This window comes from Ferruginibacter albus, assembly GCF_020042285.1.
GTDB lineage: Bacteria > Bacteroidota > Bacteroidia > Chitinophagales > Chitinophagaceae > Ferruginibacter > Ferruginibacter albus.
In genome coordinates this window covers 543,922-558,067 of sequence record NZ_CP083388.1, presented here as the reverse complement: position 1 = coordinate 558,067, position 14,146 = coordinate 543,922, and the positions used below count along the sequence as shown (strand labels likewise).

The 14,146-nt window shown below is 37.1% G+C and carries 14 protein-coding genes; 7 read left to right on the top strand and 7 right to left on the bottom strand.

What is annotated here, in order from left to right:
* Positions 1–29: 29 nt before the first annotated feature.
* A complete protein-coding gene (locus tag K9M53_RS02520) occupies positions 30–971 on the bottom strand; it encodes an NAD(P)H-dependent flavin oxidoreductase (RefSeq protein WP_224017696.1) in 942 nt (313 codons plus the stop codon).
* A gap of 87 nt (positions 972–1,058) precedes the next feature.
* Positions 1,059–2,057 (bottom strand): sugar phosphate nucleotidyltransferase, encoded by a 999-nt coding sequence (locus tag K9M53_RS02515; protein WP_224017694.1) that lies wholly within the window; start codon positions 2,055–2,057, stop codon positions 1,059–1,061.
* A 276-nt stretch (positions 2,058–2,333) separates the two neighbouring features.
* Between K9M53_RS02515 and K9M53_RS02510 the strand changes: the two genes are divergently transcribed.
* The 3 genes from K9M53_RS02510 to K9M53_RS02500 all read left to right on the top strand — a co-directional run bounded on the left by K9M53_RS02510 (position 2,334) and on the right by K9M53_RS02500 (position 4,736).
* Positions 2,334–3,614: a serine hydroxymethyltransferase gene (locus K9M53_RS02510; RefSeq protein ID WP_224017692.1), complete on the top strand. Its 1,281-nt coding sequence runs from the start codon at positions 2,334–2,336 to the stop codon at positions 3,612–3,614.
* 95 nt (positions 3,615–3,709) lie between these two features.
* Positions 3,710–4,117 carry a DUF4293 family protein gene (locus K9M53_RS02505; RefSeq protein WP_224017690.1) on the top strand — a complete coding sequence of 136 codons (408 nt, stop codon included), beginning with the start codon at positions 3,710–3,712 and terminating at the stop codon, positions 4,115–4,117.
* Between the two features lie 64 nt (positions 4,118–4,181).
* The gene (locus K9M53_RS02500) at positions 4,182–4,736 is read left to right on the top strand and encodes a hypothetical protein (protein WP_224017688.1); all 555 of its coding nucleotides are present in this window, start codon (positions 4,182–4,184) and stop codon (positions 4,734–4,736) included.
* Here K9M53_RS02500 and K9M53_RS02495 read toward each other — a convergent pair whose 3' ends face one another.
* Positions 4,737–5,120: a winged helix-turn-helix transcriptional regulator gene (locus tag K9M53_RS02495; RefSeq protein WP_224017686.1), complete on the bottom strand. Its 384-nt coding sequence runs from the start codon at positions 5,118–5,120 to the stop codon at positions 4,737–4,739.
* Between the two features lie 103 nt (positions 5,121–5,223).
* Here K9M53_RS02495 and K9M53_RS02490 point away from each other — a divergent pair, with 103 nt between their 5' ends.
* Positions 5,224–5,595 (top strand): DoxX family protein, encoded by a 372-nt coding sequence (locus K9M53_RS02490; RefSeq protein ID WP_224017684.1) that lies wholly within the window; start codon positions 5,224–5,226, stop codon positions 5,593–5,595.
* A gap of 72 nt (positions 5,596–5,667) precedes the next feature.
* Here the strand turns inward: K9M53_RS02490 and K9M53_RS02485 are convergent, their stop codons facing one another.
* The gene (locus K9M53_RS02485; protein WP_224017682.1) at positions 5,668–6,369 is read right to left on the bottom strand and encodes a DUF4197 domain-containing protein; all 702 of its coding nucleotides are present in this window, start codon (positions 6,367–6,369) and stop codon (positions 5,668–5,670) included.
* Between the two features lie 189 nt (positions 6,370–6,558).
* Complete coding sequence (locus tag K9M53_RS02480; protein ID WP_224017680.1) at positions 6,559–7,311, bottom strand: DUF6089 family protein; 753 nt, start codon at positions 7,309–7,311, stop codon at positions 6,559–6,561.
* A 499-nt stretch (positions 7,312–7,810) separates the two neighbouring features.
* On the opposite strand from K9M53_RS02480, the gene K9M53_RS02475 reads away from it, so the two are divergent.
* Positions 7,811–9,781, top strand: a complete 1,971-nt coding sequence (locus K9M53_RS02475) for a KUP/HAK/KT family potassium transporter (RefSeq protein WP_224017678.1) — start codon at positions 7,811–7,813, stop codon at positions 9,779–9,781.
* A 43-nt stretch (positions 9,782–9,824) separates the two neighbouring features.
* Here K9M53_RS02475 and K9M53_RS02470 read toward each other — a convergent pair whose 3' ends face one another.
* Positions 9,825–10,724 carry a S66 peptidase family protein gene (locus K9M53_RS02470; RefSeq protein ID WP_224017676.1) on the bottom strand — a complete coding sequence of 300 codons (900 nt, stop codon included), beginning with the start codon at positions 10,722–10,724 and terminating at the stop codon, positions 9,825–9,827.
* A gap of 2 nt (positions 10,725–10,726) precedes the next feature.
* Positions 10,727–11,749 (bottom strand): S66 peptidase family protein, encoded by a 1,023-nt coding sequence (locus K9M53_RS02465; protein WP_224017674.1) that lies wholly within the window; start codon positions 11,747–11,749, stop codon positions 10,727–10,729.
* Between the two features lie 109 nt (positions 11,750–11,858).
* Here K9M53_RS02465 and K9M53_RS02460 point away from each other — a divergent pair, with 109 nt between their 5' ends.
* Entirely contained in the window at positions 11,859–12,419 is a 561-nt protein-coding gene (locus K9M53_RS02460) for an RNA polymerase sigma factor (RefSeq protein WP_224017672.1), read from the top strand.
* The gene (locus K9M53_RS02455) at positions 12,406–14,139 is read left to right on the top strand and encodes a hypothetical protein (protein ID WP_224017670.1); all 1,734 of its coding nucleotides are present in this window, start codon (positions 12,406–12,408) and stop codon (positions 14,137–14,139) included. The genes K9M53_RS02460 and K9M53_RS02455 overlap by 14 nt, the downstream gene beginning before the upstream one ends.
* Positions 14,140–14,146: the final 7 nt, after the last annotated feature.

The following is a 14,146-nucleotide window of genomic DNA, read 5'->3' as shown; positions in this document are numbered from 1 at the left end:
TATTTTTATAATGAGGCAAATATAATACTTTATTTCAGTGCATTTTCCATAACTGCAGCGAACTCATTCCATATGTTCTTTACAATGTCTGCTGCAGGCAAGATATCATTAATAATAGCGCTAACCTGCCCTATCTCTAACTCCCCATTTTCCAGATCGCCCTCAAACATCCCTCTTTTAGCTCTGCCTTTTCCTAATAATGCTTTAAGTTCTTCAACAATTGCCCCCTTGCTTTCTTGCTCTTGCACCTGGTTATAAAATTGATTCCTGATCAATCGAACAGGAGTTAATTGTTTTAATGTAAGAATGGTATCGCCCTCTTTTGAATGAATAAGGGCTTCTTTGAATTTCATGTGTGAGGATGCTTCTTGACTAGCTACAAAGCGACTACCGATCTGAACACCTTCTGCTCCCAGGATCATTGCAGCCAACATTTGTCTGCCGGTTGCAATACCGCCCGCTGCAATAACAGGAATATTAACAACTTTACAAACTGCCGGAACCAATACCATTGTTGTTGTTTCTTCTCTTCCGTTATGTCCCCCTGCTTCAAAACCTTCGGCAACTATTGCATCACAGCCCGCTTCTTGTGCTTTAACAGCAAACTTACTGCTGCTTACTACATGCACTACTGTTATTCCGTGTTGTTTTAATAATGCTGCATATGTTTTAGGATTTCCGGCTGATGTAAATACAATGGGGATCTTTTCTTCAATTACTATCTGGATATGTTTATCAATATCAGGATATAATAGCGGAATGTTTACACCAAAAGGTTTATCAGTCGCAGCTTTGCATTTTTGTATATGTTCTTTTAATACTTCCGGATACATACTGCCGCTGCCAATTAAACCTAACCCTCCGGCATTACTAACGGCACTGGCTAAACGCCAACCACTTGCCCAAACCATTCCGGCTTGTATAATGGGGTATTGAATGTTGAAGAGCTGCGTTATCCGGTTTGAAAACATTGCATTTAATTAATACTAAAAATTAGTAATTAATCATCGAGTTGACAAATAAAGTCAATATGCAACTTTATAATTTGAAATTTTCAATTATCCGAGATCAATGTCTGTATCATCGCCGATATTGAGAGAGCGGGTTTCGCCTTTAATGCTGGTATCGCTGCCAATCAAAGAATCATCTAATACTACATCGTATAATTTAGTGAAAGAGCCGACTATAGAGTCTTTAACAATAGTATAATTTAAAACAGTGTGTTCTCCGATTGCTACGTTGGGACCAATCACAGAGTTTTTTATATCACAGCCTTCAGCAATACTTACGGGAGGAATGATAATGGTGTTTTCGTATTTTTCTTTTTCAGGGACGCCGCCGCCGAATTTTTTCAGCAACACTGCATTGGATTCAAGTAACGATTCTTTTTTTCCGCAATCATACCAGTTCTGCACTTTGAATGATTTAAACTCTGCTCCCGCCTGGATCATACATTCCAATGCGTCCGTTAAACTGAGACTTTCCGTGTTCTTCATCTTGTCTGCTTTTGCCATTATCTTTTGCAGGCAACTGAACAACAGATCGGTCTCTTTTATCTTATACAATCCTACCAATGCCATATTACTTTTGGGTATAGAAGGTTTTTCTACTACCCGGCTGATAAAGCCATCTTCTTCAATTTCTGCTACGCCAAAATTGCGGGGATCATCTACTTTTTTTACGCCCAGCATAGAATAAGGAGATTCCAACACTTCATGCAGATTGTATTCAGCAATAGTATCACCCAATACAATAAACACTTCTTCACTGCCTACTATTTCTTTTGCGAGGTCAATAGCATGACCTGTTCCGTAACGTTGATTTTGATAAACAAAATAGCAATTAAGATCAGGATATTTTGCTTTTACATAATCCTGTATTTTTTCTCCCAGGTAACCAACAATAAAAATAAAATCTTTTATTCCGGCTTCATGTAACTGATCAATGATTACGCTTAATATAGTTTTTCCTGCAAGCGGTATTAAAGCTTTAGGTTGTGTGTAGGTGTGTGGTCGTAGTTTAGTGCCTGCTCCTGCAACGGGAATTACTGCTTTCATAACCCTTCCAAATGGTCTTTACTAATAATGAATTTTTTAGAACAAGGGGTGAAGGTAGGAATATTTTGGTAATTCGGGAATGTGCTAATAAGCTAATGCGCTGATATGCTAATGAATAGAGGGGTATAACACTGTTGCTAAAGTGTTCAAAGATGATATGCCGTACAAGGGAATGACACAACGATGTTTAATATCAGCACAAATATTAGCTACATGATCATAACCTTAATCAATTTATAATTTGCCATTGTATATTTGCAGTCTCAAAAAAATAACATGCCAAAAGATCAAATCGTATTCGACTTAATTAATAAAGAATTACAACGTCAACGCCACGGAATTGAACTGATAGCTTCTGAAAATTTTGCCTCCTTACAGGTGATACAGTCAATGGGTAACGTAATGACCAATAAATATGCAGAAGGTTACCCGGGAAGAAGGTATTATGCAGGGTGTGAAATCGTAGATCAGACTGAGCAATTGGCTATTGACCGTTTAAAGCAAATTTTTGATTGTGAATATGCCAACGTGCAACCTCATAGCGGTGCGCAGGCAAATGCAGCAGTGTTATTAGCTATTTTGAATGCAGGCGACAAAATATTAGGATTGGATCTTAGCATGGGCGGGCACTTAACACATGGTTCTCCTGTAAACTTCAGCGGTAAATTATATAATGTTTCTTCGTATGGCGTAGTTAAAGAAACCGGTTTGGTTGATTATGAAACATTGGAAAAGAAAGCAAGAGAAGAAAAACCAAAAGTAATTATCTGTGGTGCATCGGCATACAGCCGTGATTGGGATTATGCCCGTATCAGGAAAGTGGCCGATGAAATTGGCGCTTTTGTTTGGTGCGATATGGCGCATCCTGCCGGTTTAATTGCAAAAGGCTTGTTGAACTCCCCATTTGAACATTGCCATTTTGTAAGCTCTACCACACATAAAACCTTACGTGGACCAAGAGGCGGTATCATCTTAATGAAAAAAGATTTTGAAAATCCTTTTGGATTGAAAGATGTAAAAGGTAATTTAAGAATGATGAGCAATTTACTGGATATGGCAGTATTTCCGGGCATTCAAGGCGGCCCGTTGGAACATATTATTGCTGCTAAGGCAATTTCTTTTGGTGAAATATTGAGCGATGAATTTACTGTGTATGCAAAACAGGTTATCAGCAATGCACAGGCAATGGCAAAAGCGTTTGTAGATAAAGGCTATCAGCTGATCAGCAACGGAACAGATAATCATTTAATGCTGATCGATCTTCGTAATAAAAATATCAGCGGTAAAAAGGCAGAGCAAGTGTTGGTAAAAGCAGAAATTACATTGAACAAGAACATGGTTCCTTTTGATGATAAAAGCGCTTTCGTGACCTCGGGTATTCGTGTAGGTACACCTGCTATTACTACCCGTGGATTGAAAGAAGAACATATTCCGTTTGTAGTTCATTCGATTGATAAAGTGTTGATGAATGCGGATGATGATAACATTATTAATGAAGTTCGCAAACAAGTGAACGAATTCATGGAGCAATTCGTCTTATATCCGGAGTTAGGATAATATTTTTCTCACAGAGATGTGAAGCATAAAATGATCAATAAATTTTTCTGTGTGCTTTGCGTCTCTGGGAGACATAATTCTTAAAACTATTTGCCATGATACAACGTATTCAATCAGTATGGTTATTATTAGTAGCAGCTTTTGCAGTATTAACGTTCAAGCTGCCTTGCTTTAATGGTATTCATACTGATGGAACGCCTGCAGCGGTAACGGCTACGGCAACTATTCCATTAATAATTGTATCAGCGGCTATAACAGCCATTGCGTTAATTGCAGTTTTTTTCTACAAAAAAAGACCGGTGCAAATAAGGCTTTGCATAGTTGGCATAATCTTACAATTACTCTGCATTTATCTTTATTATAACGAGATAAAAAATTTCAAAACCGGCGATCCTACACTTTGGTCAATGATCTATATCGGCGGAATTTTCTTTTTTGTATTTGCTGCCAGGGCAATTTATAAGGATAATAAAATGGTGAAGGAAAGTGAAAGACTTAGGTAAGTGCTAAGCAATAACCTAATCAAGAGTTGAAATAAATATTTTATCTTTCGATCAAAGTATTTTTATGAAGTATTTTCTTGGAATAATTTTATTGCTGCATTTTACCACTCCTGCAAAAACTCCTAAAGAATTATTCAACAACTTTCATTCTATTTATGCTGCTGCAGATTTCAAAGCAATGGACTCCTTGCTGGCAGACGATTTTGTCCTATACGAAAGACAGATTATGACAAGAAAACCGGCATATATTTCTTACCTGACTGGGTGGAACCAGGTCTTCCAAACTAAATGGAATGTAGAATCAGTAAGTATTTCAAAAGACACAATAACAAGTATAGAATATGATTCAGATATATTCAATGATTATTTTTACGGAGGCAAGTATTTGATCCGTTATACTTATTTATTTAAAAACAATCAATTGCAATCGCTTGTAGCTTCTTCTACCGATGACGGTAAAAAGGCAGAAGAAATTTATGCTATTCGTCATGCCTTATTTTATAAATGGGTGGCAACTTATCACGCAGATAAAACAAAGTTTTTTAACGCTTACGATAAACAGTCTGCTCAAGAGATAAAAATGCTTTTGGAAAATTACCTTAAAATAATCCAACAGTGATTATTTCAACGCAGCAATCTTCTTTTTACTACTATTCATGATCCTCTTACGATGTTGCAATCCCCATTCCCGCATTTCACCAATTATTCTATTTAAAGATTGACTATACTTCGTCAATTCATATTCTACTGTTACAGGAGATGTTGAATAAACTGTTCGTGTAATAAATTCATTCAACTCCAATTCTTTTAATTCTTTCGAAAGAATTTTAGGTGTAATGGTTTGTAAAGAACGTTGCAGGTCTTTAAACCGTTTAGGTCCTTCGCTAAGCGCTATTATGATGGGTAGCTTCCATTTTCCATTCAATACATAAAGCGTATCTCTAACTGCTTCTATGCTTTTGGTGCAGCTTTCTGAGGTGTGTTGAATTTTATCTGATAACATATTGCTTTACTGATTGGTTTCCTAAAGGATACCGGTATCCTTTAGGAAACTGGTATCTTTTAGATAGTAAAGGTACATAGCTTTGTGTTCTAAAAAAAGAATTATGACACAAAAAACAAGAAAGATCATTGGCTGGGTATTCACCGGATTACTGGCTTTAGTATTTATAAGCAGCGCTTTCATGAAGATAAAAGGTGGAGCGCAAGCGTCCCAAGGTGCCGCAGCATTAGGAATATCGTTAGATACCTTAAAGCTGATTGCTATTGTAGAAATTTTATCTATTTCACTTTTTATAATTCCTCGCAGCGGATTATTAGGCACGCTGTTGTTGGCAGCTTATTTAGGCGGTGCCATTGCAACACATTTGGAGCACGGGCAACCAGTTATGTTCCCGATTATAATTGAAATTATTGTTTGGATAACAGCTGTTATTCGTTTCCCGGAATTAAGCAAACGATTGGCAACGGCGCAATAGCTGAGGAGTTTGTCTTTACTAAAAGAGCCATGACAAAATTCATGGCTCTTTTATCTTTAATGATTGAATATATTATTGAGTGATCCCTGTCTTATTCCAATCCGTTCCAAAAACCTTCTGTAATGTAGGAGTTGTGCGTGCTGCGGCATTGGTGCGTATCGCTATTTCCTGTTCACCAATTTTATCAAACATAGAATTCGTAACTACGCCCGCTAACAAGTAATCCAAATTAACATTGAGCTTTGCATTATTGCCTAATAAGATCTTTGCAGGTCCTATTAATTTATCCCATTCATCAGCGATATTATATTGATTTAATGCTGTACGCATAACAGGAGTTACTGCATTGTGCAAACTATCGCCAATAGTTGTTTTTAAATAGTTGGTAGCAGCAGTGCCGCCACTTTTTACAATGGTGATCGCATCTACTATTGTCATCTGTTTTATTCCATACAAAAATATAGGTCCTGATTTTGTGGCTGTTTCAGTTACAGCATTGGTAAGGTTATTGGTAAACTTATCTACTTGCCCGCCTAAACCAAGCTGTTGCAATTTTTGTAAAACAGAATTTACATCTTTAGGAAGAATAGCAGCCATCAATGCATCTTTACTAAAAGCTCCGTTTTGTAAATTGCTGCCCATCGACAATAATTCTTTTACGCCGCTAATAGCATCACCCTGTGTAAGTATGTTACTGCCAACATTTTTAATTACATCGCAACTGCTGAACGAAAATGTAATGAACAATACTACCAGTGTAATTATTTTTTTCATGCTGTAAAATTAATGAACCTATGCCGGTTCTTTTTTTAATAAATTTTGATTGAGACAAAGACATATAACATACAGTATAGGTTGCATTAAAAATAAAGGCAAGATCTTTCAAAAAAAGATCTTGCCTTAGTTGTAAGCCCCGTTTTTATTACAAAGGATATTACTTGGAGGTATTGGATCTATATTGGATCAATATAAATATTTAGGACAATCTACTGCTCCCTTGCCTGAACTGCCGCCACCTGTAAACCGGTATTTTAATCCTACCGATAAACTGTAATAATGGTCATCCAGGTTAGGGTTTGCAGAACGACTGAAACCATCTATATAGTCAGTAAATGCAAAACGATAATTAGCTTCTGCATTCAAAGCCAGTCTTTCAGATATTGGAATGTCAACGCCTATTCCCAAAGGAATTACAGGAAGCGATCCCGGTGTGCCATGTGCTTTATCTGCAGCCAACAACGTATCTATATTGCTGTTTTTAAAATAATCCCTGTTTATCCTGCTTGAGTCGGCTGTTGTATTAATAAAGGAAACCCCAATACCTGTAAATATATAAGGCTGTATGCCAAAGTTGGTATAATTGGAACCGGCAATATTCCATACCAGCAAGCCGCTGATTTCTTTCAATGGAGTAGTAAAAGAAAAATTTCGCTGTTGCCTGTATGCGGGGGTATTGTATTTGCTTTCATTGGCTTGCAATCTTGCTGCAGCAAATTGCAATCGCACCGATAAATAATTACTGAAAGGCTTTTGTGCATATAAACTGATCCCTAACGAAGAGGAATTAAGCGCACCGAAACCTGCCGGCACCAGATCTCCCTGGTAAACATAAGCGCCTGCATCTAAGCCAACGCTTAAATTTTTTGCCAATTGCGCATTGGCTTTAATAGTGAATGCTGATATGACCATTATTGTAAAAAATATTTTGGCTTTCATACTTATTGTTTTACATGAGATGATGAAAGCAGTGTAATGGTATTACAATAGTTTACCGGGCAACGATTAATTCAGTAAATAAAGTGATGTAGAAATGTTTGTATGAAGAGGAAATTATAATGCCAAACTATAAAAGAATAATTATAAAGTTTGTTAAAATGCGGCTCTATTAAAAATGGATAAGCCCCATGCTACTAGCATGATTTCTATTACTAAACACTTGCCTCATTAATAAGTTAGCTGTAACAATTCCTGCGTGAGGGATTAAAGCGGAAAGCCTACAGCTGAGGATTTGTGCGTTGGGGCTGCGGCAAGGACTTGCAGCGGAAAGCCCGACCCCTTGCGATAGCTTGGGGGCACGTCCATATAAAAAAAATATAAAGAATTGCTGCTAACTGCAAGATTTATAAATATTTCGCTGCTTGGTGTTCATTTTACATCTACATTTGTGTCTGCTTTTCAACCTATACCATACAGCATTCAACCAAAACACTTTTCCGTGTCGAAACACATTGATATTAATAAGGTATCAGCCGCCGGGTTGGTGGTTGCCCTTGGAATAATTTACGGGGACATCGGGACTTCACCGTTGTACGTTTTTGATGAAATTATTAACGGACGCATTATCTCCGAAGACTTAATCATTGGTGCATTGAGCTGCATCATCTGGACGCTTACTTTACAGACCACGCTTAAATATGTAATTCTTACACTAAAGGCAGACAACCGCGGTGAGGGTGGTATATTTTCTTTATACACCTTGGTGCGCAGACAACGTAAATGGCTGGTATTACCTGCTATGATCGGCGGTGCAGCACTGCTGGCAGATGGTATGATCACGCCTCCCATCTCTGTTACTTCTGCTATTGAAGGGTTGAAGATCCTGCCCAGGTTTAGCAATATTGATCAAACAACTATCGTATATATCGTTTTAGGCATCCTGGCTATCCTGTTTTTTATGCAGCAGTTTGGTACTGCATCTATCGGTAAATTATTCGGGCCGATCATGTTCATTTGGTTTAGCATGATGGCAGTACTGGGAATATTACATATCACGGATAGTATGGATATTTTTAGAGCATTCAATCCTTACTATGCTATCAAATTATTGACTACCTATAAGAATGGGTTCTGGCTATTGGGGTCCGTATTTTTATGTACTACGGGTGCGGAAGCACTGTATAGCGACCTTGGCCATTGTGGAAGAGGCAACATCCGTGTGTCGTGGATATTTGTAAAGATCTGCCTGATATTAAATTATATCGGTCAAGGTGCATGGTTGTTGAAAAATCAATCGAACCATTTATTTGAATCGAAAGTATTTTACAGCATAATGCCTGCATGGTTCCAGTTACCCGGTGTTATCATAGCTACAGCTGCAGCCATTATTGCCAGCCAGGCATTGATCAGCGGTTCGTTCACACTCATTAGTGAAGCCATTCGCTTAAACTTATGGCCAAAGATGAAGATCGTTTATCCTACTGAAGCAAGAGGGCAATTATTTATTCCCGGCATTAATACATTATTGTTTTTAGGATGCTGTGGTGTGGCATTAAAATTCCAAACTTCGGGCGCTATGGGCGCTGCCTACGGTTTGGCAATTACCTTGTGCATGTTGGCCACTACTATCTTATTTTCCAACTACCTGATATCACGAAGGATACGCCCCTTATTGATTTGGCTTTTCTTAGGTACTTTTTTAATTATAGAAACAAGTTTCTTAATTGCCAACTTAGATAAATTCCCTCATGGCGGTTATGTAACATTGATCATGGGTGGTGCTTTATTTGCTGTAATGTATATATGGTTCAGGGCAAGAAAGATCAAAAACCGTTACGTAGAATTTGTGCGTTTGGAAGAATATATTCCACGTTTGGAAGAATTGAGCAATGATATTTCTGTGCCTAAATATGCTACGCACCTGGTGTATCTAACAAGTGCCAATAATCCTAAAGAAATAGAACATAAGATCGTTTATTCGATATTAAGCGGCAAACCTAAACGTGCCGACATTTATTGGTTTGTACACGTGGATACATTGGACGATCCTTATACCTGCGACTATATTGTTGACCATATTATTCCGAATGATATTATCCGTGTTGAATTTAGACTGGGCTTTAGAATGGCACCACGTTTGAATTTGATGTTTAGAAAAGTTATTGAAGACCTGGTATTGAATAAAGAAGTGAATGTTACCAGTCGTTATGAAAGTCAGCAGAAAAATAATATGGTTGGTGATTTTCAGTTTGTGGTAATGGAGAAATTTTTATCGCAGGATAATGAATTGCCATTTATGGAGCGATTGATCATGCGCTTATATTTCTGGTTAAAAGAAATTTCATTGAGCGAAGAAAAAGGCTTTGGCTTATCACAGTCAAATGTATCTGTAGAAAAATTCCCGCTGATCGTTGCGCCGGTTAATAAATTGAAGATGAGAAGGGTGTATATAGAAGAGGATGATGAATAAAGATCATCTGTATTTTCTTTGCAGCTTTACGTAAAATAAATAGTTATAGCTCTTTCAAACTAACTTTTGTTTTAGCAACCTTCAATTCATATTTCCCTCCTACTTTTAAAGCGTAGTTTTCCTTTTCGTGACTTACAGGAAAACCAAAGCAGATGGGATAAGTATATTCCTGAACTATATCATTAATTACTTCATATACTGTTTTACCAAAAGGACGAACAGTATCTTTCATATCTGTAAACCCACCAATGATAAGCCCGGCAAGGTTTTGCAGCTTACCGCTTCTTTTTAATTGATGAAACATTCTATCTACATTGTAAGTATATTCTCCAATATCTTCTATAAATAAAAGCTTGTTTTTTGTGTTGACATCCGATGCCGTGCCAATTAAATGTACCAACAATGCTAAGTTTCCGCCAACCAATTCACCGGTTGCATTTCCCTGCCTATCAAATGAATGAACTGCACAGTGATAGTTTGTTTTCTTACCGGCTAGTGCTTTTTGTAAAGAAAGTACAAATTCATTTTTATCGTTAAAAGCACCGGCCATTGGCCCATGAAGCGATGCGACCTTTAGTTTGCTGTTCAAGTGAGCATGCAGAACAGTGATATCGCTAAAGCCAATTATCCATTTGGGATTTCGCTTGAATTTTTTAAAATCGATTTTATCAATTATCCGGCTTACCCCGTAACCGCCTCGCCCGCAAAGAATAGCTTTAATACTTTCATCATCCAGCATCGCCTGTAATTCATCTAACCGTTCTTCATCAGTACCACTAAAATAATTATCGGAATTGCTTCCCAGGGTTTTACCAACCATTACTTGAAAACCCCATTGCTGCAATGTTTCAATGCAGGCTTGCGCTTTTGCTGCTTCCATATAACCGGCAGGACAAGCAATGCCGATTGTATCTCCTTTTTTTAAGTATGGGGGAATTATCATAATCAGGTTTCAGTTAGTGTGCATTGTGTTGAGTTAACGGTAAGTGTATGTTTTACTCCACACTTCAACGCAAAATTATTTTTTTGATGCCCAACAGGAAAATCAAAACAAACAGGATAATTATATTCTTTTACTTTTTCTAAAACTATTTGTTCCACTGTTTTTCCAAACTCTTCGCCGGCATCATCATTCTTTGTTTTAAATCCACCAACAATTAACGCTTTTAATTTGGATAGCTTATTGGTTCGTTTCAGGTTCCAAAACATTCTGTCGATGCTGTACAAATATTCATTGGTATCTTCTACAAATAAGATCTTACCGGCTGTTTTTATTTCAGATATAGAACCAGAAAGAGTTTCAAGGGTTTTTAAATTGCCGCCAATTAATTCGCCTTCTGCAATTCCTTGTTTATTATTTGTATTCGGGGCAATCGTATAAGTCATCTTATCACCGCATAAACATTTTTTGATAGATTCGATGGAATCGATCTGTATTGGCTCTGCAGTGCTCCAATCAGCAGGAAAACTATTGCACATTTTTGAGTGAAGGCTGGCAATATTGTAATTGCTATTGATGTGCGAATGTAAAACTGTAGCATCGCTAAAGCCTATTATCCATTTTGGATTATTGGTGAATCGTGAAAAATCGATTGAATCGATGATCCGTATAGCGCCGTATCCTCCCCTGGCACACATAATGGCTTTAATCATCTTGTTATCCAGCATTTGCTGAAAATCGTTCAGCCGCTCTTCATCAGTCCCTCCAAAAGTAAAGTCTCTTTTGCCGATTGTGCTGCCCACCCGGATCTTGAAACCCCATTCTTTTAATTTATTGATGGCAGGCTGAGTATCTTCTAAAGAAATATAACCAGCTGTGCAGCAAATGCCAATGGTGTCGCCCGATTTTAAATACAAAGGAACTTTCGAAACTGCCTGTGACTCTTCAATTATATCCTTTCCCCGAAGCATACCCGAAGCCACAGCACCCAATGGAATAATAGAAGAAAGAAAATTTTTCCGGTTCATCCTCTAATTTATGCTTATTTAAAATATTTTTTAAAAAATACCCAACCCTTTTTCCTTCCTTCATAGTTCTATATATTAGATGAATCAATTTTTAACTCAACGTAAATTTTTGAACAACAACCTCCAGATAATCATTGAAGGATGCATAAAGAACGAAACGGTTGCCCAGCAACAGTTGTACCGGCTTTGTTATCCTGAAATGATAAAAATATGCTATCGCTATGGTGGGGATGCAGATGGCGCCGGCATTATATTTAATAATGCAATGCTGAGAGTTTTTAAAAATTTAGTAAAATATACCGATGAAGGAAAACTATTATCATGGATTAAAACAATTGTAATTAACTGCGCTATTGACTTTTGTAAAAAGAAAAACATTTTCAAGCAATCCGTATCCTATATTTCTGAAGATGAAATAGTACTGGCGCCCGAAGCATTTGACAGGGTATCCGGAAAGGAAATCCAGCAATTGATCTCAACCCTGCCCAATGCTACTGCTACTGTGTTTAATCTATACATATATGATGGTTTTACACATAAGCAAATTGCAGAGCAGTTAGACATCAGCGAGGGCACCAGTAAATGGCATGTGAGCGAAGCAAAAAAACTACTGAAAACTAAATTAGAAAACCTTTCTAAAATCGAATTAAAAGTAAATGCAGCAGGATAAAAACATACAAAATAAATTACAGCAGCTAGAGAATCAGCAGTTGCCTGATCTAAGCAACATGGATGCGCATTGGAAACAGATGCAAACCATGCTGCCTGCTGCTAACCCGGCTCCCGCTTCTTCCAAAGTTCCGAAGATCAATATCAATCACTGGGCATGGATCATTACATCCGCAACAGTTGTTATAGCCGGTATTTTTATTTTCAATAAAAAAGGAAATGAAAAAGCGATCTCAACTACCGGTGCAAATAAGGCAATAGGTTCAAATAAAAATTCTGTAAACAATCTTATTCCAATTACAGATACATCAACGCCTGAACTTACTATCACAACACCAACCGTTATACCTGTTAAACAAGGGCTATTAAAAGCTCTTTCTGACAATATTTATCAAAAAGTACAGGTATTCATAATTGCTAATAATAAAGACACTATTTTGACCGGCAGCCAAGGAACATCTTTATTAATACCGGCTAATAGTTTTGGAGGAAATAGCAGAATAAAAATAGTTCTACGTGAGTTTTATAAAACTTCCGATATGGTGCTGAATCATCTTACTACAATGAGCAATGACAAGCAATTAATTACGGGGGGCATGATTGAAGTAAGAGCATTTGTAAATGGAAAATCCATTGATCTAAAACCCGGCAAAAGCATTCGTTGGTATCTACCGGAAGGAACGAAAGACATGTCTCAAATGCAATTATTTACAGGCACAATGCTTAATTCAGGCGAAATTAACTGGAAAGCGCAGCATGAATATTTTTCTGTAACAACAACTGATAAATCAATAGCAGGACTGGAAAACGACTATACTGAAAAAAATATTTTAAGGAAGAGAAAAGTTCTTAAGCCTGCAGCATATCAAACTATTTCTACGCAAACAATTAAAACAGAAGTAAAAGTATTAGATATCAGAAACAGACCGTTTAAAATAGAAGAAACAAAAAAAGGAAGAATAGGATATTTTATCATCACAGAAAACGAAAGTATTCCACGTTCAACATTTAAAAATCTTTTACTAAAAAAGTATGGCTACTATAAGATCAGGTTTAGAAATTCATGGAGAGGTTATTTTGCCCAGCCCACCAATGATTCAGTAGATTTTTCACATAATGCGATAGGTGATACAGTCTGGATTTCGAAAGAAGAAGCGGGTAAATACCAATTGCCAATACTGGCAAGCAGAAACGATACATCAACTATAAAAAGTTTACAATTGGTGCAGTCTTCGGATTCCATTGAAGTTGTTGATACTGTTACTAACAGTAATGATCAACAAAACATGGGGGGAATAACAATCATGGATAGACCAGCAGATGAATTTATAAATAATGGTTTTCAGCAATTACAAAACAGGTACAGCATCAATATAACACAGCTAGGATGGATCAATTGTGACCGCTTTAGCAATGACCCAAGAAAGAAAACAGCAATTATCGTAAAACTTAATGATACTGCTAAAAATTATTATACAACATTGATCTTTAAAAGCGTTCGATCCATAATGGACGGAATGCCCATAAAAAACCAGGTGATATTTTCAGACATACCGCTTGGAGAAGAAGTAACCATTGTTAGTTTCGGTATTAATAAAAAAGGTAAAACAGTCTTGGCTAAAAAGGAAGCCATTATAAATAATACCGAAATAACAGGATTACAATTTGAAGAAATTCCGACAACCCGTCTGCAATCGTCAATAAGCAAAATAAACAGGTAGTTCTGTT

What these genes read in the sequence shown, in the direction of transcription:
- K9M53_RS02520 (WP_224017696.1), bottom strand. Translation starts at nt 971, where the DNA reads ATGTTTTCAAACCGGATAACGCAGCTCTTCAACATTCAATACCCCATT.
- K9M53_RS02515 (WP_224017694.1), bottom strand. Translation starts at nt 2,057, where the DNA reads ATGAAAGCAGTAATTCCCGTTGCAGGAGCAGGCACTAAACTACGACCA.
- K9M53_RS02510 (WP_224017692.1), top strand. Translation starts at nt 2,334, where the DNA reads ATGCCAAAAGATCAAATCGTATTCGACTTAATTAATAAAGAATTACAA.
- K9M53_RS02505 (WP_224017690.1), top strand. Translation starts at nt 3,710, where the DNA reads ATGATACAACGTATTCAATCAGTATGGTTATTATTAGTAGCAGCTTTT.
- K9M53_RS02500 (WP_224017688.1), top strand. Translation starts at nt 4,182, where the DNA reads ATGAAGTATTTTCTTGGAATAATTTTATTGCTGCATTTTACCACTCCT.
- K9M53_RS02495 (WP_224017686.1), bottom strand. Translation starts at nt 5,120, where the DNA reads ATGTTATCAGATAAAATTCAACACACCTCAGAAAGCTGCACCAAAAGC.
- K9M53_RS02490 (WP_224017684.1), top strand. Translation starts at nt 5,224, where the DNA reads ATGACACAAAAAACAAGAAAGATCATTGGCTGGGTATTCACCGGATTA.
- K9M53_RS02485 (WP_224017682.1), bottom strand. Translation starts at nt 6,369, where the DNA reads ATGAAAAAAATAATTACACTGGTAGTATTGTTCATTACATTTTCGTTC.
- K9M53_RS02480 (WP_224017680.1), bottom strand. Translation starts at nt 7,311, where the DNA reads ATGAAAGCCAAAATATTTTTTACAATAATGGTCATATCAGCATTCACT.
- K9M53_RS02470 (WP_224017676.1), bottom strand. Translation starts at nt 10,724, where the DNA reads ATGATAATTCCCCCATACTTAAAAAAAGGAGATACAATCGGCATTGCT.
- K9M53_RS02465 (WP_224017674.1), bottom strand. Translation starts at nt 11,749, where the DNA reads ATGAACCGGAAAAATTTTCTTTCTTCTATTATTCCATTGGGTGCTGTG.
- K9M53_RS02455 (WP_224017670.1), top strand. Translation starts at nt 12,406, where the DNA reads ATGCAGCAGGATAAAAACATACAAAATAAATTACAGCAGCTAGAGAAT.